The following is a 24,986-nucleotide window of genomic DNA, read 5'->3' on the forward strand; positions in this document are numbered from 1 at the left end:
GTGATCAACGACGTTTCGGAAATGGACAAGGTCCAGCCGGGTGACGTGCTGGTTTCCGACATGACCGACCCGGACTGGGAACCGGTGATGAAGCGCGCGAGCGCCATCGTGACCAACCGCGGCGGCCGTACCTGCCACGCGGCGATCATCGCCCGCGAGCTGGGTATCCCGGCCGTGGTCGGTTGCGGCAATGCCACCCAGGTGCTCAAAGACGGCCAGGGCGTGACTGTGTCCTGCGCCGAAGGCGATACCGGCTTCATCTTCGAAGGCGAGCTGGGCTTTGACGTCAAGCAGAACTCCGTCGATGCCATGCCGGAGCTGCCGTTCAAGATCATGATGAACGTCGGCAACCCGGACCGCGCCTTCGACTTCGCCCAGCTGCCCAACGCCGGTGTCGGCCTGGCGCGCCTGGAGTTCATCATCAATCGCATGATCGGTGTGCACCCCAAGGCGCTGCTGAACTATGCCGGCCTGCCTGCCGACCTGAAAGAGAGCGTCGACAAGCGCATTGCCGGTTACAACGACCCGGTCGGCTTCTACGTCGAGAAACTGGTCGAAGGCATCAGCACCCTGGCGGCAGCCTTCTACCCGAAAAAGGTCATCGTGCGCCTGTCGGACTTCAAGTCCAACGAGTACGCCAACCTGATCGGCGGCAAGCTGTACGAGCCGGAAGAAGAAAACCCGATGCTGGGCTTCCGTGGCGCTTCGCGTTACATCAGCGAATCGTTCCGTGACTGCTTCGAGCTCGAGTGCCGTGCGCTCAAGCGCGTGCGCAACGAAATGGGCCTGACCAACGTCGAGATCATGGTGCCGTTCGTGCGTACCCTGGGCGAAGCCAGCCAAGTGGTCGACCTGCTTGCCGAAAACGGCCTGGCCCGTGGCGACAACGGCCTGCGCGTGATCATGATGTGCGAGCTGCCGTCCAACGCCATTCTGGCCGAAGAGTTCCTGGAGTACTTCGATGGCTTCTCGATCGGCTCCAACGACCTGACCCAGCTGACCCTGGGCCTGGACCGCGACTCGGGCATCATCGCCCACCTGTTCGACGAGCGTAACCCTGCCGTCAAGAAGCTGCTGGCCAATGCCATCGCCGCGTGCAACAAGGCCGGCAAGTACATCGGCATCTGCGGCCAGGGCCCATCGGACCACCCGGACCTGGCCAAGTGGCTGATGGAGCAGGGCATCGAAAGCGTGTCGCTGAACCCGGACTCGGTACTCGAAACCTGGTTCTTCCTGGCCGAAGGCCAAGGCGCGGCCTGATGCAGTAAAACGCGGGGGGACGTCTGGCGTACCCCCGCCTGGTTTTTTCCAGGGCGAGTTCCAGCAATGGATCCCGCCCTTTTTTGTGCACCAAGCAACCTATGCAAAGCAGCAGCACTCTATTCCCCGTGGCCCTGCTCAGTGCCGAGCGCCGCGGCGACCTCAGCGAAGACGTGTACCGGATCAAGGCCGGCAACGGCCCGGACCCTAGCGTCGAGCTGGCCATCACCCGCCTGGGGCTGGCCGACCATGGCCGTGCCCAGGGCGTGCCGGTCATTCTCCTGCACGGCAGTTTTTCCAACCGGCGTTTCTGGTATTCGCCCAAAGGTATTGGCTTGGGCGCCTACCTCGCCCGTGCCGGTTTCGATGTGTGGATCCCGGAAATGCGCGGTCACGGGCTGTCGCCACGCAACCGTGCCTGGCGGCACAACACCGTTGCAGCCTATGCCCGTGATGACCTGCCACTGATTGCCGCGTTCGTACGCGAGCAGTCGGGCCAGGCGCCGCACTGGGTTGGCCATTCCTTGGGCGGCACCACGCTGGTGGCGGCGCTTGGGGGTGGTTTCCTGGCTGCCGAACAGGTGGCCAGCGTGGCGCTGTTCGGCACCCAGATCAGCCGTGTCTACTGGCCTTTGAAGGTGCCACCGCTGGTGTGGGGGGCGAAGCTGGTGCTCAAGCGCTGGGGGCAGATTTCCGGGCCACGCTTCAAACGTGGGCCGGAAGACGAGCCGATTGGCCTGGCGCTGGAAAGCATGCGCTGGCATGGCCTGTTCGGGCGCTTTGGCGACAAGCAGCACGACTGGTGGGCGGGGCTGGCAGAGGTGGATGTGCCGCTGCTGGCGGTGGCCGGTGCGGGGGACTTCCAGGACCCGGTGTGGGCCTGCCGCAAGCTGTTCGAGCAGTTGGGGGGCGAGCGCAAGCAGTTCCTGCGGCTGGGGCGTGAGGAAGGTTTTGATGCGTTTGGGCATGTCGACATGCTGGTGAGCAAGGCTGCGCAGGCGCAGGTATGGCCGTTGGTGGAGCGCTGGTTGCGTGATCCATTGCTGCCGGTGCATGAATCCACAGTGTCTCAGGAACCTTTGCCAGTCAGTTGATCTTGCATTGCCTGGGCCGGCCTCTTCGCGGGCAAGCCCGCTCCCACAGGGATTTCACAGCACTTAAGCCTTGTGATACCGCTGTGAGAGCGGGCTTGCCCGCGAAGAGGCCAGTACAGGCTAAAGATGACCGCTTGGTCCTTGGTGACTGCGACCGTCTCCAAGGTGTAGCCTTGGCCGATACCCGCTTTCGTTGTGACTGACAGGAGCTTCCCATGCAGCATTACGTAACGCCCGACCTGTGTGACGCCTACCCCGACTTGGTACACGTGCTGGAACCCATGTTCAGCAATTTTGGTGGCCGCGATTCGTTCGGCGGCCAGATCGTCACCATCAAGTGCTTCGAGGACAACTCGCTGGTCAAGGAGCAAGTCGAACTCGACGGCAAGGGCAAGGTCCTGGTGGTCGATGGTGGTGGTTCGCTGCGCCGTGCGCTGCTGGGCGACATGCTTGCGGAAAAAGCCGCCAAAAACGGTTGGGAAGGCCTGGTGATCTATGGCTGCGTGCGTGACGTCGATGTGCTGATCCAGACCGACGTCGGCGTGCAGGCCCTGGCCAGCCACCCGATGAAAACCGACAAGCGTGGTATCGGTGACCTCAATGTGGTGGTGACCTTCGCCGGCGTTACCTTCCGCCCGGGCGAGTACGTGTATGCCGACAACAATGGCGTACTGGTTTCGCCAAGCCCGCTGAAAATGCCGGAGTGATGCGCCCCACGCGCTGATGGAGCTTTGATGTTCGAGGAAGACAACGCGCAGTGGGGGCTGGTGCATGCCCTGGTGCTCGATGGTAAAGGTGGCGCGCGCTCGATTGCCCGTACCGAACTGGACAGCTTGCAACTGCAACCGGAGCAGAGCCTGTGGCTGCACTGGGACCGCAGCCATCCTCAAACCCGTACCTGGCTGCTGCACGACAGTGGCCTGAGCGAGTTCGCCTGCGAGCTGCTGCTGGAGGAAAACACCCGGCCGCGCCTGCTGCCCATGGCAGACGAACAGCTGCTGCTGTTCCTGCGCGGGGTCAACCTCAACCCGGGTGCCGAACCTGAAGACATGGTTTCGGTACGTATTTTCGCCGAGGCACAGCGGGTTATCTCGTTGCGCCTCAGGCCGTTGCGTGCCAGTGACGAAATTCTCCAGCAACTGGAACAGGGCAGGGGGCCGAAATCAGCCTCCGAACTGTTGCTGTTGATGGGCGAACTGCTGACTGAAAAGGTTCAGGGCCTGGTGAGTGACCTGGCCGAACTGGTCGACTTGGAAGAAGAAAAGGTCGAAACCGACGAGCGGTATACCCCTGAGCATGGCAGCCTGCAGCAGATCCGCCGTCGTGCCGCCGGCCTGCGCCGTTTTCTTGCTCCGCAACGGGAAATCTACGCCCAGCTGTCGCGCAGCAAATGGAGCTGGTTCGCCAATGCCGACGCCGATTACTGGAACGAGCTCAATAACAGCCTGATCCGCTACCTCGAAGAGCTGGAGCTGACCCGCGAGCGCGCTGCGCTGGTGCTGGAAAGCGAAGACCGGCGGCGCAGCGAGCGGATGAACCGCACCATGTACCGTTTTGGCATCATCACCTGCATCTTTTTGCCCATGAGCTTCATCACCGGGCTGCTGGGCATCAATGTCGGCGGTATTCCGGGGGCGGATAACCCGTTGGGCTTTCTGTTCGCCTGCATCGTCGTGCTGGGGCTGGCGGTGGGGCAGTGGTGGCTGTTCCGGCGGTTGCGATGGGTTTAGGTGTGCATTTTGAAACATTCGTACCAATGGGATGTGTGACCCATTGCCCGGCCATCTCGTCTCTTGCTGACACTGCGCGAGGTGCCCATGCACGATCCGTTTGAAGAATCCCTGCGCGACCTGCTCAAGGCGTCACCCTCCGGCAATGACCGGGACGACCGGGACGACGCCGCTTGCCTGGGTCGCGTACTGAAAACCGCCAACCGCCAGGTTGGCGCGGGTGATCTGTTCAGCCTGCTTGGCCGCTGGAGCCAGGCGCTGCTCATCGCCGTCAATAATGGCTCGGCGCATGTCGCGCCGGTGCGTCGACACTCTTCCCGCAACGCTGCCACCGGCAGCAAAGCAGATAAGGCCGATTGAATATGGAACTCGATCTCTGGACCCAGAGCCTGGTCACCGCAATGACTGCCCTTTGGACCAAGGTAGCGAACTTCATCCCCAACCTGTTCGGCGCGCTGGTCGTGGTGCTGCTCGGTTTCGTGGTGGCCAAGCTGCTCGACACACTGCTGTCCAAGCTGCTGGCCAAGTTTGGCCTGGACCGCCTGATGGCCGGCACCGGCCTCACCAAGATGCTTGGCCGGGTCGGCATTCAGGTGCCGATCTCGACCCTGATCGGCAAGATCGTCTACTGGTTCGTGCTGCTCATCTTCCTGGTCTCGGCCGCCGAGTCGCTGGGCCTGGAGCGGGTGTCGGCCACCCTCGACATGCTTGCCCTGTACCTGCCCAAGGTGTTCGGCGCGGCCTTGGTGCTGCTGGCCGGCGTGCTGCTGGCACAGGTTGCCAATGGCCTGGTGCGCGGCGCTGCCGAAGGCATCGGCCTGGAATACTCGGCAGGGCTTGGGCGCATTACCCAGGGCCTGGTGATCATCATCAGCATCTCGGTGGCCATCAGCCAGCTGGAGGTGAAAACCGACCTGCTGAACCACGTTATCGTCATCGGGCTGATTACCGTTGGTCTGGCCGTTGCCTTGGCCATGGGCCTTGGCAGCCGCGAAATCGCCGGGCAGATCCTGGCCGGCATTTACGTGCGCGAGCTGTATCAGGTCGGCCAGCAGGTGCGGATTGGAGAGGTTGAAGGGCACATCGAGGAAATCGGCACGGTCAAGACAACGCTGCTGACCGATGATGGCGACCTGGTGTCGCTGTCCAACCGCGAGTTGCTCGAGCAGCGTGTCAATAGCCGCTAACCGCACAAAAGCTGTTAATGTATGCCGCCGCGAAATTCGACCCACGGGGTCGCGCGGCGACATTGACCTGACTGTCGGCCAGATCCGTTTTGAATAAAGTTCATTCGCCGCCCATGCGTTATGACCCCCGCGAGCTCACCGACGAAGAGTTGGTGGCGCGTTCGCATGAGGAGCTGTACCACGTTACCCGCGCCTATGAAGAGCTCATGCGGCGCTACCAACGGACCCTGTTCAACGTCTGTGCGCGTTATCTGGGGAACGACCGGGACGCGGACGATGTCTGTCAGGAAGTGATGCTGAAAGTGCTGTACGGCCTGAAGAACTTCGAAGGTAAATCCAAGTTCAAGACCTGGCTCTACAGCATCACCTACAACGAGTGCATTACCCAGTACCGCAAGGAGCGCCGTAAACGCCGGTTGATGGATGCCTTGAGTCTGGACCCTGTCGAAGAGGCGTCCGAAGACAAGGCCCCGAAGCCGGAAGAAAAAGGCGGGTTGGACAAATGGCTGGTGCATGTGAACCCGATTGACCGGGAAATTCTGGTGCTTCGTTTTGTCGCAGAGCTGGAATTTCAGGAAATTGCCGACATCATGCACATGGGCCTGAGCGCGACGAAAATGCGCTACAAGCGCGCGCTAGACAAGCTTCGGGAGAAATTTGCCGGCCTCGATGAAACTTAGTGGCGTGCAAATATCTCTAACGAATCGGCGAGTTCTGCTAGACTTGCCGTCGAGTTGTCCCCCGTGTTTGTGGTGGGACTGCTTAACTATCACCAGATGGGGATTTAACGGATGAAATTGAAAAACACCTTGGGCTTGGCCATTGGTTCGCTCGTAGCCGCCACTTCGATTGGCGCTATGGCACAAGGTCAAGGCGCCGTCGAGACCGAAGTTTTCTACAAGAAAGAATTCTTCGACAGCCAGCGCGACTTCAAGAACGACGGCAACCTGTTCGGCGGCTCGATCGGTTACTTCCTGACCGACGACGTTGAACTGCGTCTGGGCTACGACGAAGTACACAACGCTCGTGGCGAAGACGGCAAGAACATCAAGGGCTCGAACACCGCCCTGGACGCCGTTTACCACTTCAACAACCCGTACGACGCTATCCGTCCGTACGTTTCCGCTGGTTTCTCGCACCAGTCGCTGGGCCAGACCGGCCGTGGCGGTCGTGACCACTCCACCTTCGCCAACGTTGGCGCTGGCGCCAAGTGGTACATCACCGACATGTTCTACGCCCGTGCCGGCGTAGAAGCTCAGTACAACATCGACCAGGGCGACACCGAGTGGGCTCCAAGCGTTGGTGTTGGCCTGAACTTCGGCGGTAGCCCGAAGCAAGCCGCAGCCGCTCCGGCTCCAGTTGCTGAAGTCTGCTCCGACTCCGACAACGACGGCGTTTGCGACAACGTCGACAAGTGCCCAGACACCCCGGCCAACGTTACCGTTGACGCCGACGGCTGCCCGGCTGTTGCCGAAGTCGTTCGTGTTGAGCTGGACGTGAAGTTCGACTTCGACAAGTCGGTCGTCAAGCCAAACAGCTACGGCGACATCAAAAACCTGGCTGACTTCATGAAGCAGTACCCACAAACCACCACCGTGGTTGAAGGTCACACTGACTCCGTGGGTCCAGACGCTTACAACCAGAAGCTGTCCGAGCGTCGTGCCAACGCTGTCAAGCAAGTGCTGACCCAGCAGTACGGCGTAGAATCCAGCCGTGTTGACTCGGTAGGCTACGGCGAAACCCGTCCGGTTGCTGACAACGCCACCGAAGAAGGCCGTGCTATCAACCGTCGCGTTGAAGCTCAGGTAGAAGCTCAGTCCAAGTAATTGGCCTGATGTTTCATGAAAAACCCGGCCTCGGCCGGGTTTTTCTTTACCTGGGTTTTGTGTTACCTGTGCCGGCCCTTTCGCGGGTTTACCCGCGAAGAGGCCGGCACAGGCAATAAATCATCCGGCGATTGCGACCAGGTCCTGAGCCTGCTGTTCACCAACCACGGAGCGGCAGCCGCCACGCTTGCCCACGGCAATCACCCGGGCCTGCGGGCAATGATCCAGCACTGCCGGGTTGACCAGGTCGTCGATCATTACCACTGCCGCTTGCTGCAAGGCACGCACGGCCTTGAGGGTGAGCAGTTCAGGGTCGCCAGGGCCGGCGCCTACCAGCCAGACTTTTGCATTCATCGGGTATTCCTCGTTGGCAGGGTGCGCTCAGCCTTTGAGCAGGCCAAGCAGCAGGATCAGGTTGAGTAGCAACGACAGCAGGGCCAGGGTGCGCCATACCTTCAACGGCTCGCGTTCCAGCAAGGGGCGTGGCCTGTCAGGCAGCTCTTGGCGGTCGCCACGCTCAAGCAGCAACAACCAGTGTTCGGCCGTTTCGAAGCGCTGCGCTGGATCGGCCGCCACCGCCTGCTGCAGGTTGTGCTGCAGCCATTCCGGCAAGTCGGGGCGGTAGCGTGCAGCGTTGACCGGCTGACCGAAGCGCGGGCGCTGAAAGGCTTCCACCTCGCCATACGGGTAGTGCCCGGTCAGCAGGTGATACAGCGTCACGCCCACGGCATACAAGTCCTGGCGCGGGCTGGGTGGTTGGCCGTCGAACGCTTCCGGGGCGATGTACGAGGGCGTGCCGGGTACGTCGTGCGGCGCGTCTTCGCAAAGGCCGGGGCAATAGGCCAGGCCGAAATCCAGCAGGCGCAGTTGGCCATCGCTGCCCAGGTGCAGGTTGTCTGGCTTGATGTCGCGGTGCAGCAGGTTGCGCCGGTGCAACACGCCAACCGCCTGCAGCAGTTGCCGGGCCATCTCCAGCCACTGCGGCAGGGGCAGCGGGCCGTGCTCGGCCAGCAGGGTTGCAAGGCTTTGGCCGGGGTACTCGCGCATCACGTAGTACAGGTGTTGCCGCTGGCTGGCCGCATGCAACTCGGGGAAGTGGCGGCCTGCAACTCGGCGCAGGAACCACTCTTCGAGCAACAGCGCTTGCGTAGCACCGGGCTCTTGTTCGCGTTCGGCAGGCAGGGTCTTGAGAAGCCAAGGTCGGCCTTGGCTGTCGCGCACCCGGTATAGCAGCGACTGGCGGCTTTGTGAAAGCAGGCAGTCGGCCTGCCAGTCATCGATTACTTGGCCTGTTCGCAGCGCGCCGGGCACCGGCCACTGCTGTAACTGCGCCAAAGTATCGCCCAGGTTGGCGGTGCCCAGCTGTTCGACGTGCACCAGCAGGGCACTGGCATTGTCCTGGCTGCCATTGAGGTGCGCGCTGGCAACCAGTGTGTCGACGGCCAGTTGCAAGTCGGTCTGATCGCGCAGCACGGCCTGGATGTGTTGGTCGCCCAGGCTGGCCCAAACCCCGTCGCTGAGCAGCAGGAAGCACTCGCCTGGCTGCAGCTCGCCCTCTAGGTAATCCACCAGCAGGTGCTGGTCCAGGCCCAGTGCGCGTTTTAGTACATGCTGCATGCCCGGCTGGTCCCACACATGGTCTTCGCTCAGGCACTGCAGGCGCCCGGCGTACCAGCGGTAAACCCGGCAATCACCCACATGGGCCAAGGTGAAGCGCCGGCCACGTAACACCAGTGCGCTGAGTGTGGTCAACAACGGCTGGCCGCTGCCTTGGGCGCGCAGCCAGCGGTTCTGAGCCAGCAACAGGCGGTCCAGGGCCTGGGCAACGCTCCAGGTGGCGGGGGTGGCGTAGTAATCCAAGGCCAGTGCCTGCAAGCTGGCCCGTGCGGCCAGGCCACCATCGGCGCATTGGCTGACGCCGTCGGCGAGGGCGAACAGGTAGCCCTTGCTGGCGGCCAGCTCCGGCGCCGGGGTGACCAGGCGCAGGGCATCCTGGTTTTCCTCGCGGGGCCCGGTGGCGCTGGCGTGGGCGAACTTCAGTTGCAGGCTCATGGGTGTCACTCAGACCCGTGCAGCGGTAACGGCTGCAGAGCCCCAGGTGGTGCGCCAGCGTTGTTTCACGCCATGCAGGCCGAACCAGGCCAGCAGGCCCAGGCTGGCGAACAGCCACAACCCCAACTGGTAGTCACCGGTGTGCTGCTTGATGGTGCCAAGCCCGGCTGCTAGCAGGAAACCACCGATACCGCCGGCCATGCCGATCAGCCCGGTCATCACGCCGATCTCCTGGCGGAAGCGCTGTGGTACCAACTGGAATACCGCACCATTGCCGGCGCCCAGGCCGAGCATGGCGCTTACGAACAGTGCCAGTGCGGCGGCTGCGGACGGCAGGTTGAAACCGACTGCCGCAATGCAGATGGCTGCCACGCTGTACATGCCCAACAGGGTGCGGATACCGCCGAAGCGGTCGGCCAGGGCACCGCCGAGCGGGCGCATCAGGCTGCCGGCGAATACGCAGGCGGCGGTGTAGTAGCCGGCGGTGACCGGGCTCAGGCCGTACTGGTCGCTGAAGTAGCCGGGCAGGGCGCTGGCCAGGCCGATGAAGCCGCCAAAGGTGACGCTGTAGAAGAACATGAACCACCAGCTGTCACGGTCGCCGAGGGCCTTGAGGTAGTCGGCCATCGCTTTTGGCTTGGGGCGTTGTGGCGCATTTCGCGCCAGCAGGGCGAACACCACCAGCGCCAGCGACAACGGAATTAGCGCGAAGCCGAACACATTGTTCCAGCCAAAGCCGGCAGCCAGCGCCGGGGCCAGCAGGGCGGCGAACACCGTGCCGGAGTTGCCGGCACCGGCGATGCCCATGGCCTTGCCTTGATGCTGCGGCGGGTACCACTGTGAAGCCAGCGGCAACGAGACGGCAAACGACGCACCGGCAAAGCCGAGGAACACGCCCAGTAGCAGGGCCTGTTCGTAGCTGTGCACCCCCAGGTGCCAGGCGCACGCCAAGGCGACGATGACGACCACCTGGCCGATCAGCCCGGCTGTTTTGGGTGACAGGCGGTCAACCAGCACGCCCATGGCGAAGCGCAGGATCGCCCCGGCCAGGATCGGCGTGGCCACCATCAGGCCCCGTTGCTGCGCACTCAGTTGCAAGTCGGCGGCAATCTGCACCGCCAGCGGGCCCAGCAGGTACCAGACCATGAAGCTGAGGTCGAAGTACAGGAACGCGGCGAACAGCGTGGGCACATGCCCAGATTTCCAGAAGCTGGTACTCATCGAACACCTCACTCGGCAATGCAACGGAACGAAAAAGACGCCGCCACCCGCTCCACGGTCGTGGAGGGGAGAGCGACGTCTTTGTCGGGATTTAAGTGGGGCAACCGCCGTTGGCTACCGGTGATGTTTGTTCAGCAAGAGATGGGCCAAGTATTGGCCTGTCTTTATATTTTCAGCGCCTGTGAGATCGAGCGCCGCCCGCGCGGCGCATCGCGAGCTGCGCGGCGCGGGCGGCGCTCGATCTACAAGGCGCTGAAAGCGTCAAGGCAAGCACATCAGCCCAGCATTTCGTGCATGGCAATGATCTGCTCCGCCACCTGGATCAGCTTCTGCTGCCGGCTCATGGCCTGGCGGCGCATCAGGGTGTAGGCCTGTTCTTCGTTGCAGTCCTTCATCTTCATCAGCAAACCCTTGGCCTGCTCGATACGCTTGCGCTCGGCCAGCTGCTGGTCGCGCGCCAGCAGCTGCGCCCTAAGCGCCTGGTCACTTTCAAAGCGGGCCATGGCCACATCCAGAATCGGCTGCAGCCGGGCAGCATGGATACCTTCGACGATGTAGGCACTGACGCCTGCCTGGATCGCCTGGCGCATCACGCCAGGGTCGTGCTCGTCGGTGAACAACACGATGGGGCGCGGCTGGTCGCGGCTGACCAGCACCACCTGTTCCATCACGTCGCGGTCCGGTGAGTCGGTATCGATCAGCACCACATCCGGGCGCACCGTTTCGACGCAGGCGGGCAGGTCGATGGTCAGGCCTGGGGCTTCGGTAACCTCGAAGCCGGCCTCGATCAACGCCGCGTTGAGGCGGCCGAGTTTGTTCTGGGTGTCGTCGATCAGCAGAATGCGCAACATGGTTGTCCCCCCTCACGCGCCGACGCGGGCATCGGGCAGGTCGCCCAGGGCATGCAGGCTGAAGCTGCGGGCATAGCCATAAGGATCGCTGCCGTCCCAGCGGGTGCCATCGATCAGCAGGCTGTTGCGCATCGGCTGTTCGGGGCACGCGACGCCCAGGCTTTGCGCCGCCTCGCTGTACAGCGCCAACTGCTGAACCTGCCGCGCCACACCGAGATAGTCGGGGTCTTCGTGCAACAGGCCCCAGCGGCGGAACTGGGTCATGAACCACATGCCGTCGGACAGGTACGGCAGGTTGGCTCGGCCCTGGTCGAACAGGCGCAGGGCGTGCGGGTCTTGCCACTGGTTGCCCAGGCCATCCTGATAGTGGCCGAGCAGGCGGGGCTCGATGCTGTCCAGCGGGGTGTCCAGGTAGGCATTGCCGCTAAGCAGTTGCGCAGTGCTGCGGCGGTTTTCGGGGCTTTGTTCGATGAACCGGCTGGCGGCGAGGATCGCCTTGATGAGCGCGCGGGCGCTGTTGGGGTAGTGTTCGGCGAAGGCACGAGCACACGCCAGCACCTTTTCCGGATGGTCTGGCCATATCGACTGGCTGGTGGCCAGGGTAAAGCCCTGGCCCTTGGCCACAGCATCGGCGGCCCAAGGCTCACCCACGCAGAAACCGTCGATGCGCCCCGCCTGGATATGCGCGGCCATCTGGGCCGGCGGCACCACGACGCTGTCCACGTCGCGCAGTGGGTGGATGCCCTGGCTGGCCAGCCAGTAATACAGCCACATGGCGTGGGTGCCGGTGGGGAAGGTCTGGGCGAAGGTCAGGCGTGCGCCGTGCTGGTGCACCAGGCGCGCCAATGCTTCAGGGTTGGTCACACCTTTGCGCTGCAAGGCCGGGGAGAGGTTGATGGCCTGGGCGTTCTGGTTCAGGCCCATGAGCACCACCATGTCGCTGGCGGGTACGCCACCGATGCCTAGGTGCACGGCGTAGACCAGGCCATACAGGCAGTGCGCGGCATCCAGCTCGCCGCTGACCAGCTTGTCGCGCAGCCCGGCCCAGGAGCCTTGGCGCTTGAGGTTGAGGGTAAGGCCGTATTGCTGGGCGAAGCCCTGGGTGGCGGCGACCACCACCGAGGCGCAGTCGGTCAGTGCCATATAGCCGATGTTCAGGCTGGGCTTTTCCGGCGCGTCACTGCCATTGACCCAGGCCAGGGGCGTTGCTCGGGGTACAGTGTTCACAAGGTTCCTCGCCTGTACGGATAAGGCTGTGGGCCAAACCGGTGCAACCGATGTGCCAAGGGTGGCCGGGGCGCGTAGCGGCCCCACGATTTGCTGTCCTGCCAGCCCCAGGCTGGCTATAATCGCCCCCTCACTCACCCCGAGCCTTGCCCGCCCATGTATACCCTGGCCCGCCAGCTGCTGTTCAAGCTTTCCCCGGAAACTTCCCACGACCTGTCCCTGGACCTGATCGGTGCCGGTGGCCGTCTTGGCCTCAATGGCATGCTGTGCAAGCAGCCAGCGGCATTGCCGGTTTCGGTCATGGGCTTGAACTTCGCCAACCCGGTGGGCCTGGCCGCAGGCCTGGACAAGAACGGTGCGGCCATCGACGGCTTTGCCCAGCTGGGCTTCGGCTTTGTCGAAATCGGCACCGTCACCCCGCGTCCACAACCGGGCAACCCCAAGCCGCGGCTGTTCCGCCTGCCGGAAGCGACGGCCATCATCAACCGCATGGGCTTCAACAACCTGGGCGTCGATCACCTGCTTGGCCGCGTGCAGGCGTCGCGTTACAACGGTGTGCTGGGCATCAACATCGGCAAGAACTTCGACACCCCGGTCGAGCGCGCCGTGGATGACTACCTGATCTGCCTGGACAAGGTGTACACCGCCGCCAGCTACATCACCGTCAACGTCAGCTCGCCGAATACCCCGGGCCTGCGCAGCCTGCAGTTCGGCGATTCGCTCAAGCAGTTGCTCGATGCCCTGGCCGAACGCCGCGAGCAACTGGCGGCTACCCATGGCAAGCGTGTACCGCTGGCCATCAAGATCGCCCCGGACATGAGCGACGAAGAAACGGCGCTGGTGGCTGCCGCGCTGATGGCGTCGGGCATGGATGCGGTGATCGCCACCAACACCACGCTGGGCCGTGAAGGTGTCGAGGGGCTGCCGTATGGCGGCGAGGCGGGTGGCCTGTCGGGCGCGCCGGTGCTGGAAAAGAGCACCCACATTGTCAAGGTGCTGGCAGGCGAGCTGGGCGGCAAGTTGCCGATCATTGCCGCGGGTGGCATTACCGAAGGCCGTCACGCTGCCGAGAAGATCGCTGCCGGTGCGAGCCTGGTACAGATCTACTCGGGCTTTATCTACAAGGGGCCAGCGTTGATTCGTGAAGCGGTCGATGCCATTGCGGCACTACCGCGCGGTTAAACGGCAGGCATAAAAAAGGGCCCCGTCAAGGGGCCCCTGGGCCGCAGCCCGCCGCCCGGATAGGGCGCGCATGGTGACTCGAATTCAGTGTCCTCGTTCAGCCAACGGCGTGATTTTCGTTGAGTCTATGGATGCCAGCGGTGCCAGTCATTCCGTCCCAGTTATCACCGCGACCTTCGCGCCAGCCGTTGATCCAGGCTTGGCGAACAGAAGGAAGATTGAAGGGGCAAAGTTCGCGGGATTTGCCGGTGACCCCGTATTGGTAGCCACGTGAATATGCTCTTTCCAACGGATCACGCTTAAGTCTTCTCATAGGGTGTTGCCCTCACTTGTTGACTGTAATGTCCCGTCGGCCTCTCCGAGGCCGGGCAGAGTCTTTCTGCCGGTGTGCGCCCGCTGCCGGCGTGGCGGGCTGAAGGTGCCGCCTCGTTGCGAAGCGGCCTGAGACCAGTTCTATCGAATGCGAGTCACGGTGTGAATGATCGATTTGTCATAAGCACGTAACCTTTCCTAGGGTGAGGGGATAAGTAAATAAATGCGACTCAACCTTGTTTGGCGTTGAGCCCGCAGTGATCGGGGTTTGCTGAACATTGACGTCATTTCGCCAGCGTTGCTTGCGGATGACAGAAATAATTTGAAATGCGACGAAGGGTCACATCGCCCCGGTTATCGCCAGAATTTTTCATACTGCCTGATGATCTAAGCTGTCTTGGCCACCGGGCCGAGTGCAGATCGGTCAGGTGGCCTGGCCTTTCGCGGCACGCTCATGTGCCAGGAAGGGCCACCCGCACGCCTGCTGGAAAGGCCTGCGGGCAAACATCGCGGGGTGATGCGTTGCCTCGTCAGTCAATAGCCCAAGGCTCTGGAATACTCATGTCGGACCGTTTCGAACTCTACCTCACCTGCCCCAAAGGCCTTGAAGGCCTGCTTGCCGAAGAGGCCAAAGGCCTTGGCCTGGACGAAGTGCGTGAGCACACCTCGGCCATTCGCGGCGCCGCCGACATGGAAACCGCCTACCGCCTGTGTGTCTGGTCACGCCTGGCCAACCGGGTGTTGCTGGTGCTCAAGCGCTTCTCCATGAAGAACGCCGACGACCTTTACGATGGCGTACACGCGGTCGACTGGGCCGACCACCTGGCCGCCGATGGCACCCTGGCGGTGGAGTTCAGTGGCCATGGCTCGGGCATCGACAACACTCACTTTGGTGCGCTGAAGGTCAAGGACGCGATCGTCGACAAGTTGCGCAACCGCGAAGGCCTGCGCCCGTCGGTGGAAAAGATCGACCCCGACGTGCGCGTGCACCTGCGCCTGGACCGGGGCGAGGCCATTCTCTCCCTCGACCTGTCCGGCCACAGCTTGCACCAGCGTGGCTACCGCCTGCAGCAAGGCGCTGCGCCGCTGAAGGAAAACCTGGCGGCTGCGGTGTTGATCCGCTCCGGCTGGCCGCGCATTGCCGCCGAAGGTGGCGCGTTGGCCGACCCGATGTGCGGTGTGGGTACCTTCCTGGTCGAGGCCGCGATGATCGCCGCCGACATTGCGCCCAACCTCAAGCGTGAGCGCTGGGGCTTCAGTGCCTGGTTGGGCCATGTGCCGGCACTGTGGCGCAAGGTGCATGACGAAGCGCAGGCGCGTGCACAGGCCGGCCTGGCCAAGCCGCCGCTGTGGATCCGTGGCTACGAGGCCGACCCGCGGCTGATCCAGCCGGGCCGCAACAACGTCGAGCGTGCCGGCCTGGGCGACTGGGTGAAAATCTACCAGGGCGAAGTCAGCACCTTCGAGCCGCGCCCGGACCAGAACCAGAAAGGCCTGGTCATCAGCAACCCGCCCTACGGCGAGCGTCTGGGTGATGAAGCCAGCTTGCTGTACCTCTACCAGAACCTCGGCGAGCGCCTGCGCCAGGCCTGCATGGGCTGGGAGGCAGCGGTGTTCACCGGTGCGCCGCAGCTGGGCAAGCGCATGGGCATTCGCAGCCACAAACAGTACGCGTTCTGGAACGGCGCCTTGCCGTGCAAGCTGCTGCTGTTCAAGGTGCAGCCTGACCAGTTCGTCACCGGCGAGCGTCGCGAAGCACAACCTGAGGGCGCGCAAACCCGCCAGCAACCCGCCGTTGCCAGCGAACCGGCACGCCTTTCGGAAGGCGCGCAGATGTTTGCCAACCGGTTGCAGAAAAACCTAAAACAGCTGGGCAAATGGGCTCGCCGCGAACAGGTCGACTGCTACCGCCTGTACGATGCCGACATGCCCGAGTACGCGTTGGCTGTTGACCTGTACCATGACTGGGTACATGTGCAGGAGTATGCCGCGCCACGCTCGATCGACCCGGACAAGGCCCAGGCACGCCTGCTCGATGCGTTGGCAGCCATCCCGCAGGCGCTGGGCATTTCGCCGCAGCGCGTAGTGCTCAAGCGCCGCGAGCGCCAGAGCGGCACCCGCCAGTACGAGCGCCAGGCGACCGAGGGCCGTTTCCAGGAGGTGAACGAAGGTGGCGTCAAGCTGCTGGTCAACCTCACCGACTACCTCGACACCGGGCTGTTCCTCGACCATCGCCCAATGCGCATGCGCATCCAGCGTGAGGCTGCCGACAAGCGCTTCCTCAACCTGTTCTGCTACACCGCCACCGCCACCGTGCATGCGGCCAAGGGCGGCGCGCGCAGCACCACCAGCGTCGACCTGTCGAAAACCTACCTGGACTGGGCGCGGCGCAACCTGGCGCTTAATGGCTTCTCTGAGCGCAACCGCCTGGAGCAGGGTGATGTGATGGCCTGGCTGGAGGGTAACCGCGACAGCTACGACCTGATTTTCATCGACCCGCCCACCTTCTCCAACTCCAAGCGCATGGAAGGCGTGTTCGACGTGCAGCGTGACCACGTTCAACTGCTGGACCTGGCCATGGCCCGTCTGGCGCCGGGCGGTGTGTTGTACTTCTCCAACAACTTCCGCAAGTTCCAGCTGGACGAGCACCTGATGGCGCGTTATGCGGTGGAGGAAATCACCGCCCAGACCCTGGACCCGGACTTCGCCCGTAACAGTCGGATTCACCGGGCCTGGCGCCTGCAGCTGCGCTGAACCGACGAGGTACATTGCGCGGCTAATGGCCAATAGCTATAAATGTGGGCAGGGCGAGATAATCCGCAGGACGCTGACGTGACGAGATGGGTGTATGTCAAAGTGTGGCGTGCGTGCGCGGTTATCTGGCCTGTGCACAGAGACGGTGTCCGCGTGGGCGGTGGCGCTGGTGGCCTTGGTGGCGGGCGGTCTGTTGACGGCCGCCTTGGCACTGGCCGCGCAGGCGTTTTACAAGCAGCAGTTGCGCCAGCGCTTCGAGTTGCTGGCCAGCGAACGCTATAGCCGTATTGCCGAGCGTTTTGATGAACAACAGCAGCGCCTGGATGGCCTGCGGCGGTTCTTTAGCTTTTCCAACGAAGTGACACCACGCGAATTTGACGGTTACGCCCGGCCGTTGCTGCAGCGTACCTTGGCCTACGCCTGGGCGCCGCGTGTGGAAGCCGCGCAGCGTGCCGAGTTCGAGCAGCATGCCCGCGAGCATTCCGGCCCGGGCTATGTGATCCGTGACCAGGATGCGCAAGGGCAGTGGCACCCCGCGCCGCTGCGCGACCATTACTTCCCTGTGTTGTATACCCAATCCGGTGAAATGCCCGGGCTGCCCTATGGGCTGGATCTTGCCGGCCAGGGTGAGCCCCATGCTGCCCTGGCGCGGGCGCTCGGGCCTGGCAGCATGGCGGTGTCCGAGCCCTTGGCCATGTACGATATTCCTTCGTATGCGCGCGGCCTGGTACTGGTAGCCCCCGTGTTTTCCGATGCCAACCCGCATGGTGCTGCAGTGGGCTATGTGGTGGCGTTGTTGAGCATGCGCGAGATGGTCAGCGATGGGCGCCCTGTGGTAGCGGATGACAACCTGGTGGTGCGTATCGTCGACCCGTCCGGGTTGCAAGAGCCACAAGTGTTGTACGACTCGCAGAACCAGGTCGCCCCTTTGTCGCTGAGCAGCAACCAGCTGCTGCACCTGGCAGACCACCACTTCCAGCTGAGCATCCTGCCCAGCCAGGCGTTCGTGCGGGCCAACCGCTCATCGGCGGTACTGGCGGTCGGCCTGCTGGGCGGGTTGTTGAGCCTGCTGCTCAGTGCCTTGCTCTACAGCCTGTTCAGCCAGCGCCAGCGTGCCCTGGCCCTGGTCGAGCAGCGTACCGCCGAGTTGCGGGTCAGCGAGCAGTCCTTACGCGGCACCCATAATCAGTTGCGCAGTATATTGGAGGCCGCGACCCAGGTGGCCATTATTGCCACCAACCTCAAGGGCGAAGTCAGCACATTCAACACGGGGGCCGAGCGTATGCTGGGTTATCCGGCCAACCAGGCCATCGGCCAGTTGCGCCTGGAGGACCTGGTGCTGCCGGACGAATTGAACCAGCGTGCGCATGCGCTCAGCCAGCGTTTCGGCCGGCACATTGCCGGTGGACAGGCGCTGTTTGCAGAAACCGTTTACGAGCGAGGCGCCGAGCCGGGTGAGTGGACCTTGCTACGCGCCGATGGCAGCCAGTTGGTGGCCAACATGCTGGTCACGGCCATGCTTGATGAACAGGGCCTGTGGGTTGGCTACCTGGCCATCTGCATCGATGTCACCGAGCGGCGTCGGGTACACGAGGCACTGGCGGCGCGCGACCGGCTGCTGGAAAAGCTCAGTGCCGAGGTGCCGGGCGGTATTTATCAGTATCGCCTGGATGCCGATGGTCATTCGTGTTTTCCCTACGCCAGCAAAGGCCTTTACGACATCTACGAAGTGGACCTGCAGCAGTTGCGCGAAGATGCTTCGGTGGTGTTCGAGCGTATCCACCCCGATGACCTGGAGCGCGTGCGCTGTTCGGTACGTTACTCGGCCGAGCACCAGGCACCCTGGCGCGAGGAATACCGGGTGTGCCTGCCACGTGCCGGCCTGCGCTGGGTGCGTGGCGAAGCGACGCCGGAGGTGGGTGAGCACGGCTGTACCTTGTGGCATGGCTACCTGACGGACATCTCGGACCTCAAGGGTGTGGAGGAAGAGTTGCGGGCGCTGTCGGTGACCGATTCACTGACCGGCATTCATAACCGCCGCTACTTCCAGGAACGGCTCAAGGTCGAACTGGAGCAGGCTCAGCGTGATGGCTTGACGCTGGCCGTGATCATGCTCGATATCGATCACTTCAAGCACATCAACGACCGCTTCGGCCATGCCGTCGGCGACCGTGTGCTGCGCAGCCTGTGCCAGCGTATCGGCCAGCGCTTGCGGCGCACCGATGTGTTCTGCCGGTTGGGCGGAGAGGAATTCATGGTGCTGTGCCCGGGCAGTGATGCCGAGCAGGCGCGGCTGCTGGCACTTGAGTTGTGGCATGGGCTGCGCAATGTGCCGGTGGACGGCGTGGGCAAGGTGACGGCCAGTTTTGGTGTGGCGGGATGGCGGCCGGGGGAGGGCGCCGATGCCCTGTTGCTACGGGCGGATGCGGGGGTGTATGCAGCCAAGCAGGCTGGGCGGGACAGGGTGGAAGGCGAGTCAGCCTGAAGTCTGACGCGGTCGTTGTGGGAGCCGGCTTGCCCGCGAAGCAGGCGCCGCGGAGGATGGCACGGGCTTCGCCCGTGTTCGCGGGCAAGCCCGCTCCCACATTGACGCTGTATGGCTGCAGGATCAGTTGGCTGCAGTGCTGCCCGCCAGCTTCGGCTGGCGATACAGGTCCAGCAACACCTGGTCGAGCACCTGCGAAGCCCCCCATGGTTTCGGGTCGTTGAGGATTGCCGCCACCGCCCAGGTATGGCCGTTGCTGTCACGGCTGAAACCGGCAATCGCCCGCACGGTGTTGAGCGTGCCGGTCTTGATGTGCCCTTCGCCGGTCATGGCTGTGCGCTTGAGGCGCTTGCGCATGGTGCCGTCCATGCCCACCAGCGGCATCGAGCTCATGAACTCGGCGGCGTAAGGGCTCTTCCAGGCGGCCTGCAGCATCTCGGCCATTTCCCGGGTGCTGACCCGTTCGGCACGCGACAGCCCTGAGCCGTTTTCCATCACCAGGTGCGGCGCGGTAATGCCTTTCTTCGCCAGCCACTGGCGGACCACGCGTTGCGCGGCACGGGCGTCGTCGCCGTCGGCATCGGTGCGGAACTGCGCGCCAAGGCTCAGGAACAGCTGCTGGGCCATGGTGTTGTTGCTGTACTTGTTGATGTCGCGGATCACTTCCACCAGGTCTGGCGAGAAGGCGCGGGCCAGCAGGCGTGCACCTTTGGGCACGTTCTCGATGCGGTCGCCACCCTGGATGTTGCCACCCAGCTCGTTCCAGATCGCGCGCACGGCACCGGCGGCGTAGGTCGGGTGGTCGAGCAGCGACAGGTAGGTCTGCGAGTTGCAGCCGTCACCCAGCTGGCCGCTGACGGTGACGCTGATGCCATCGGCCTGAGGTACTGGGTTGTAGCGCACATCACCCGTGCACTGCTTGGACGCCACGGCCTTGACCTGGTTGTCGATGCGAATGCTGGCAATAGGGGGTTCTACCGCGATGGTAACCTTGCCACCATCGTTGCGGGCCACGAAGCGCAGGGCCTTGAGGTTGACCAGCAGCGAGTCGGGTTTGACCAGGAACGGCTTGTTTTCATCGCCACCGTCATCGTTGAACTGCGGCAGGTTGGGCTGCACGAAGTGGCTGCGGTCCAGCACCAGATCACCGGTGATGGTGCGCACGCCATTGGCGCGCAGGTCACGCATCAGCAACCAGAGCTTTTCCATGTTCAGTTTTGGGTCGCCGCCACCTTTGAGGTACAGGTTGCCGTTGAGCACGCCATTGCTCAGGGTACCGTCGGTGTAGAACTCGGTTTTCCACTGGAAGGTGGGGCCAAGCAGCTCGAGGGCGGCATAGGTGGTAACCAGTTTCATGGTCGAGGCCGGGTTCACCGAAACATCGGCATTGAACACGGTCGGGGTACCTGGCCCGTCCAGCGGCAGCATTACCAGCGACAGCGCTGTGTCCTGCAGCTTGTTGGCTTTGAGCGCCTGCTGCACTTTGGCGGGCAGGGTGGTGTTGACGGCGGCGGCGTGGCTGGGTAATGCGAGTGGCAACAGCAGGCCGGCAAGAACGAGGGGACGAAGCGTTTTGATCATAATGAATAAATACCCTGCAGCGAGGGAAAAGGGCATAGGGGCTGTAAGAGGTGATGGCCCCAGGACGAAAGAGTACGCATTATGCCCCAAGCGCAGCGACGATGCGCCACGTTCGACGGAAAAGCATGGCGGATAAAAAGCATCGGCAATAAAAAAGGCCACCCATGCGGGTGGCCTTTTCAGCGATCAGACAGGCACGTGTTACTCAGCCTTGTTGATCGGCTTTTCCGGGTACCAGGCGTCCAGCAGCGGGCTGACTTCGATTTTGGTCAGTTCGCTGCGGCCCTTGAGCCAGCCTTCTACGGCGGCGCGTTGTTCTTCGCTGACCGAACCGCGCTTGACCGAGCACACCAGGCCGAAATCGTCACCGCCTACATAGTCCAGGCCGTTGGCGTCCATGGCTTCTTCCAGGAACGCATCGAGGAAAGCATCGATTGCCTGGTCATCCAGATCTTCCTTGAATTCCAGGTTCAGCTCGAAGCCCAATTCCTGAAACTCGTCGACACACAGCTTCTTGCGCAGACGACGGGAGCGGTTTGTGGCCATGAAACAATCCTCTTAGGTAATAACGCCGCGCAGTCTACCAGTTAACACGGCTGGCTGCCTGCGTATCGGTGCTTGGGGGCAATTCTTTAGCCAGCGCCAGCTCCACCCGCCGCATGTGCCGCGCCAGTGCCTGACGCCGCAGGCGCAACTGGACAGTAGGCAAGCCACCAGGCTCCAGTGCTTCGCAGGCGGCCATCAGGTCGGGGGCTTCGAGCATGCGCGCGGCGCTGAGCACTTTGTGGGCCTGTTCGGCAATGGCATCGGCGTCGTGCTCTGGGTGCAGCGCCATCAAGGTGGAAAAATCGGCCTGCAGGCTCTGCTGCAGCGTCTGCAGAAAACGCCGGCGGTCGGCGGGGTCATGCCCAACCACTGCAGCCAGGCCATCCAGGTGATACAGGGGGCGTCGGCGTTTGCGCTGCCGGCGCGGGTTGATGCCGGCCAGGCGCTGGCTGAGGGTGCTCAGGCTGATGGGCTTGAGCAGGCAGTCGTCCATGCCGGCGCTCAGGCACCTGCGGCGTACTTCTGGTTGAGCGTTGGCGGTATAGCCAAGAATGGTGCAGCGTGGCCGGTTGCCATGGCGCTCTTCGGTGCGCACGGCTGTCGCCAGCTGGTAGCCGTTCATGTGCGGCATGCTGCAGTCAAGTACCAGCACATCGAAGTTGCCCGCCCGCCAGGCAGCCAGGCCTTCACGGCCATCGCGGGCGCTGGCGTGTTCCAGGCCCAGGTAGGCAAGCTGCTGCGCCATCAGTTGCAGGTTGGCCGGATGGTCGTCGATCACCAGCACGTTCAGCCGCGGGTCGGGCACATCAAGCTTTTCGATCAGAGGTGCCGGCTGCACGTGTGCATCAACCAGTTGCAGCGGCATTTTCAGGCAGACTTGGGTGCCAACCCCTTCGAGGCTTTTGAGGGTCAGGTCGCCACCCATCATTTCGCACAGGTTACGGCAGATGGTCAGGCCCAACCCGGTACCTGCGCGTGCGCCCTGGCTATGCGGGTTGGCCTGGACGAACGGGGTGAACAGGCGTTGCAGGTCGTCGGCGTGGATGCCGATGCCACTGTCACGCACTTCCAGATGCAGTACGGCGGGCGTGCCGGTGTCGGTGTCCCGCAGGTCGGCGCTGATACGCACCTGGCCATGCTCGGTGAACTTGATGGCGTTGCTGACCAGGTTGGACAGCACCTGTTTGAAGCGCAGGGGGTCGAGCAAGGCATGGCAGCGCGCTGCTGGCATGATCATTACCTCAAGTGCCAGGCCTTTCTGGCGTGCCTGGCCCTCGAAGATACGCCCCACCGACTCCACCAATGCGGCCAGGTCTACGGCCTCCGGCGCCAGGGTCAGGTGCCCGGACTCGATGCGCACGATATCGAGGATATCGCCGATCAGGCCCAGCAGGTCTTTGGCCGAATGGTGGGCAAGCTCGAGTGCGCTACGGTCCAGCCGACCTTGGTCGGCGCGTTTCACCGCCAGTTCGAGCATGCCGATCACGGCATTCATCGGCGTGCGTATTTCGTGGCTGATGGTGGCCAGGAAGGTGCTTTTGGCGCGGTTGGCATCGTCGGCCTGTTGTTTGGCCTGGCGCAGCTCCAGCACCAGCTGGCGGCGATCGCTGATGTCGATCCAGCCGCCGATGATGCCCTGGATTTCTCCCAGTGAGTCGCGGTACGGCAGAATCCAGTGATAAATGGTCAACTCGCGTCCCTTGATCCGCAGGGGGCGGTCCATGATCAACGGCGATCCGGCGGCCATGACTTTCAGGTAATCGGCCTGAATTTGACGGGTTTGCTCGGGATTGTCGAACAGGCTGTTTTCGAGCTGCTTGCCAATGACCTCATCGGCCTGGGCCTGCACGGCTTCCAGGTAGCTGTAGTTGCAGCTTTTCAGGCAGCCTTCGCGGTCACGCACATACATGGGGTGGGGGGTGCCGTTGAGCAGGGCGCGCATGAATGCCAGTTGGTCGTTCAGGGCGCGTTCGGCGCGGTGGCGCTGGCGAATCTGCAGGCGCAGGCGAGCGTTCCAGAGCAAGGCCAGCAGCAGAAGCACGGCAGTGCCCAGCACCACCTGCAGGGCGAGGCGGCTATAACCCTTGGCGTTGCTGTCTTCGTGCCGGCCAAAGCCGCGCCAGCGGTTGTTGATAACCCCCAGCTCTTCCGGTGAGATGCTGAGCAGTGCCTTGTCGAGGATCGACAGCAGGGCCGGTGAAGGGGCCATGGTGGCCATGGCGAAGTTGGCGGGTTCGCTGCCCACCGTCGAGCGGATCACCAGTTCCGGGTTGCTGGCCAAGGCGTGGTTGGCATCGATCAGGGTGGTAATCACTGCATCGACGGCACCACTGTTGAGCAGCGCCATGGAGTAGAACGCGCTTTCGGTCTCGACCCAGCCGATCTGCGGATAGTACCGGGACAGCATGGCATCCATGGCGCTGTAGCGGGTAATGGCGATGCGGTGCCCTTGTAGTTGTTCCAGCGAGCCCGGTGCCTTGTTGTCCTTGTGGCTGACCAGTACATAGGCGCTTTCCAGGTAGGGGCGGCTGATTAGCAGATCGTCCCCCGCCGCCCTGGCGCTGGCCAATGCGGCGATGACATCGGCCCGGCCATCCTTGAGGCGGGCAATCATGTCGGCAATGCCACTGGCACGTTGTACTTCGAAGCGCAACCCCGTGCGCAGGCGGATGAGCTCCAGCAGGTCGGCAGTGATGCCGCGAAAATGCCCCGAATCATCGAAATACGAGAGGGGTGCAGCCGTGTCATCAATCGCCACGCGCATCACCGGGTGCTGCTGCAGCCACTGTTGCTCGGCCTCGCTCAATTGCAGTTGGCGGTCGCTCAGCAGTTGGTCGCTGCCAGCGCTCCAGCGCTTGAAGATGCTGGTGCGCATGGCTGGGGTCTGGCTGTCGAGGACAACGTTCACCAGCTCGAGCAGCAGTGTGTCTTGCTGGCGCAAGGCAAAGCCGAAGCCGATGGCCTCGTGCTTGCCGAAGTTGGCCATGCGCAGGCGTGGCAGGTGGCCGCGATTGAGCTGGTAGTGTGTGGAGATGGTGTCGCCGATGAACACGTCGGCCTGGCCGAATGCCACGGCATTCAGTGCCTGGCTGGAAGAGCCGAAGGCCAGCAGCTCGGCCTTGGGGTAGGCGCTGAGGACTTCCTGTTTGGGCAGGTAGTGGTAGAGCATGCCCAGGCGCATGCCGTTCAGGTCCGTGTCTATCGCCCGGTTTTCATCTTCGCGCGTTACCAGTACCGGCTGGTCGATGGCATAGGGCTGTGACAGCGCCAGACCGTCGTTGGCCGCTTCGTAACCATTGGCGCTGCCGAGCAAATCGATATCACCGTGCCTGAGCGCCTCCACCGCCGCCTGCCGGCTGGAAAAGCGCAGCACCCGGACGGGTAACTGCAGGGCCTTGCCGATCAGGCTTGCATACTCGGCAGTCAGGCCTTGGTAGTCGCGGCCGCCACTGGTGATGTCGAACGGCGGGTAGTCGGGTGCCGACGTCCCCAGTACCAATTCCTGACGGCCTTCGAGCCATAACCGTTGTTCGGGCGTGAACAGGATCTGGGCCGGCCCGGCCGATGAACGTGCCAGCAACGTGTAGGACGATGCTTCGCGATTGGTAGCGTGTGTCGCGCTGCTTGAAAGCAGCAGGGCGAGCAGCAGGCGGGCGATAGTGCGGGCCATGGCTACCT

The 24,986-nt window shown here is 63.1% G+C and carries 19 protein-coding genes and 1 pseudogene; 11 read left to right on the forward strand and 9 right to left on the reverse strand.

Going from position 1 to position 24,986, the window contains the following annotated elements:
• From ppsA to APH36_RS12325, 8 genes are all read left to right on the forward strand, one after another.
• Window positions 1-1,260 (forward strand): phosphoenolpyruvate synthase (ppsA, locus tag APH36_RS12285; protein ID WP_082426380.1); only part of this gene is annotated, 1,260 nt, incomplete at its 5' end.
• A gap of 101 nt (window positions 1,261-1,361) precedes the next feature.
• Window positions 1,362-2,354 (forward strand): alpha/beta fold hydrolase, encoded by a 993-nt coding sequence (locus APH36_RS12290; RefSeq protein WP_060498835.1) that lies wholly within the window; start codon window positions 1,362-1,364, stop codon window positions 2,352-2,354.
• Between the two features lie 215 nt (window positions 2,355-2,569).
• Window positions 2,570-3,061, forward strand: a complete 492-nt coding sequence (gene rraA, locus APH36_RS12300; RefSeq protein WP_016714847.1) for a ribonuclease E activity regulator RraA — start codon at window positions 2,570-2,572, stop codon at window positions 3,059-3,061.
• Between the two features lie 27 nt (window positions 3,062-3,088).
• Window positions 3,089-4,084, forward strand: coding sequence for a zinc transporter ZntB (locus tag APH36_RS12305; RefSeq protein WP_016714848.1), 996 nt, complete (start codon window positions 3,089-3,091; stop codon window positions 4,082-4,084).
• 87 nt (window positions 4,085-4,171) lie between these two features.
• A complete protein-coding gene (locus APH36_RS12310; RefSeq protein WP_014591816.1) occupies window positions 4,172-4,444 on the forward strand; it encodes a hypothetical protein in 273 nt (90 codons plus the stop codon).
• A gap of 2 nt (window positions 4,445-4,446) precedes the next feature.
• The gene (locus APH36_RS12315; RefSeq protein ID WP_060498837.1) at window positions 4,447-5,271 is read left to right on the forward strand and encodes a mechanosensitive ion channel domain-containing protein; all 825 of its coding nucleotides are present in this window, start codon (window positions 4,447-4,449) and stop codon (window positions 5,269-5,271) included.
• Between the two features lie 113 nt (window positions 5,272-5,384).
• Window positions 5,385-5,951 (forward strand): RNA polymerase sigma factor SigX, encoded by a 567-nt coding sequence (sigX, locus tag APH36_RS12320; protein WP_003248665.1) that lies wholly within the window; start codon window positions 5,385-5,387, stop codon window positions 5,949-5,951.
• A gap of 111 nt (window positions 5,952-6,062) precedes the next feature.
• Entirely contained in the window at window positions 6,063-7,097 is a 1,035-nt protein-coding gene (locus APH36_RS12325; RefSeq protein WP_016714850.1) for an OmpA family protein, read from the forward strand.
• Between the two features lie 168 nt (window positions 7,098-7,265).
• Here the strand turns inward: APH36_RS12325 and APH36_RS12330 are convergent.
• The 5 genes and pseudogenes from APH36_RS12330 to APH36_RS12350 form a co-directional block, all read right to left on the reverse strand.
• Window positions 7,266-7,451: pseudogene (locus tag APH36_RS12330) on the reverse strand (SAM-dependent methyltransferase); the annotation flags it as partial.
• A gap of 27 nt (window positions 7,452-7,478) precedes the next feature.
• Complete coding sequence (locus APH36_RS12335) at window positions 7,479-9,149, reverse strand: bifunctional protein-serine/threonine kinase/phosphatase (RefSeq protein ID WP_060498839.1); 1,671 nt, start codon at window positions 9,147-9,149, stop codon at window positions 7,479-7,481.
• A gap of 9 nt (window positions 9,150-9,158) precedes the next feature.
• A complete protein-coding gene (locus APH36_RS12340) occupies window positions 9,159-10,370 on the reverse strand; it encodes a NarK/NasA family nitrate transporter (RefSeq protein ID WP_060498840.1) in 1,212 nt (403 codons plus the stop codon).
• Window positions 10,371-10,645: 275 nt separating this feature from the next.
• Window positions 10,646-11,221, reverse strand: coding sequence for an ANTAR domain-containing response regulator (locus tag APH36_RS12345; protein ID WP_060498841.1), 576 nt, complete (start codon window positions 11,219-11,221; stop codon window positions 10,646-10,648).
• A gap of 12 nt (window positions 11,222-11,233) precedes the next feature.
• Complete coding sequence (locus tag APH36_RS12350) at window positions 11,234-12,448, reverse strand: CmpA/NrtA family ABC transporter substrate-binding protein (RefSeq protein ID WP_060498842.1); 1,215 nt, start codon at window positions 12,446-12,448, stop codon at window positions 11,234-11,236.
• Window positions 12,449-12,604: 156 nt separating this feature from the next.
• Between APH36_RS12350 and APH36_RS12355 the strand changes: the two genes are divergently transcribed.
• The gene (locus APH36_RS12355) at window positions 12,605-13,630 is read left to right on the forward strand and encodes a quinone-dependent dihydroorotate dehydrogenase (RefSeq protein WP_060498843.1); all 1,026 of its coding nucleotides are present in this window, start codon (window positions 12,605-12,607) and stop codon (window positions 13,628-13,630) included.
• Window positions 13,631-13,727: 97 nt separating this feature from the next.
• Here the strand turns inward: APH36_RS12355 and rmf are convergent, their stop codons facing one another.
• Window positions 13,728-13,943 carry a ribosome modulation factor gene (gene rmf / locus APH36_RS30730; RefSeq protein WP_003248687.1) on the reverse strand — a complete coding sequence of 72 codons (216 nt, stop codon included), beginning with the start codon at window positions 13,941-13,943 and terminating at the stop codon, window positions 13,728-13,730.
• 560 nt (window positions 13,944-14,503) lie between these two features.
• Between rmf and rlmKL the strand changes: the two genes are divergently transcribed.
• Together rlmKL and APH36_RS12365 are read left to right on the forward strand one after the other, a co-directional pair.
• Window positions 14,504-16,696, forward strand: coding sequence for a bifunctional 23S rRNA (guanine(2069)-N(7))-methyltransferase RlmK/23S rRNA (guanine(2445)-N(2))-methyltransferase RlmL (gene rlmKL / locus APH36_RS12360; protein WP_060498844.1), 2,193 nt, complete (start codon window positions 14,504-14,506; stop codon window positions 16,694-16,696).
• Between the two features lie 94 nt (window positions 16,697-16,790).
• On the forward strand, window positions 16,791-19,181 hold the full coding sequence (locus APH36_RS12365; RefSeq protein ID WP_060498845.1) for a diguanylate cyclase: 2,391 nt from the start codon (window positions 16,791-16,793) through the stop codon (window positions 19,179-19,181).
• 123 nt (window positions 19,182-19,304) lie between these two features.
• Here APH36_RS12365 and dacB read toward each other — a convergent pair whose 3' ends face one another.
• The 3 genes from dacB to APH36_RS12380 form a co-directional block, all read right to left on the reverse strand.
• A complete protein-coding gene (gene dacB / locus APH36_RS12370; protein ID WP_016714859.1) occupies window positions 19,305-20,762 on the reverse strand; it encodes a D-alanyl-D-alanine carboxypeptidase/D-alanyl-D-alanine-endopeptidase in 1,458 nt (485 codons plus the stop codon).
• Between the two features lie 201 nt (window positions 20,763-20,963).
• Entirely contained in the window at window positions 20,964-21,308 is a 345-nt protein-coding gene (locus APH36_RS12375) for a YggL family protein (RefSeq protein WP_060498846.1), read from the reverse strand.
• 34 nt (window positions 21,309-21,342) lie between these two features.
• On the reverse strand, window positions 21,343-24,978 hold the full coding sequence (locus APH36_RS12380) for an ATP-binding protein (protein ID WP_060498847.1): 3,636 nt from the start codon (window positions 24,976-24,978) through the stop codon (window positions 21,343-21,345).
• Window positions 24,979-24,986: the final 8 nt, after the last annotated feature.

Origin of the sequence: Pseudomonas sp. NBRC 111133 (genome assembly GCF_001320605.1) — a bacterium.
GTDB classification, from domain to species: domain Bacteria; phylum Pseudomonadota; class Gammaproteobacteria; order Pseudomonadales; family Pseudomonadaceae; genus Aquipseudomonas; species Aquipseudomonas monteilii.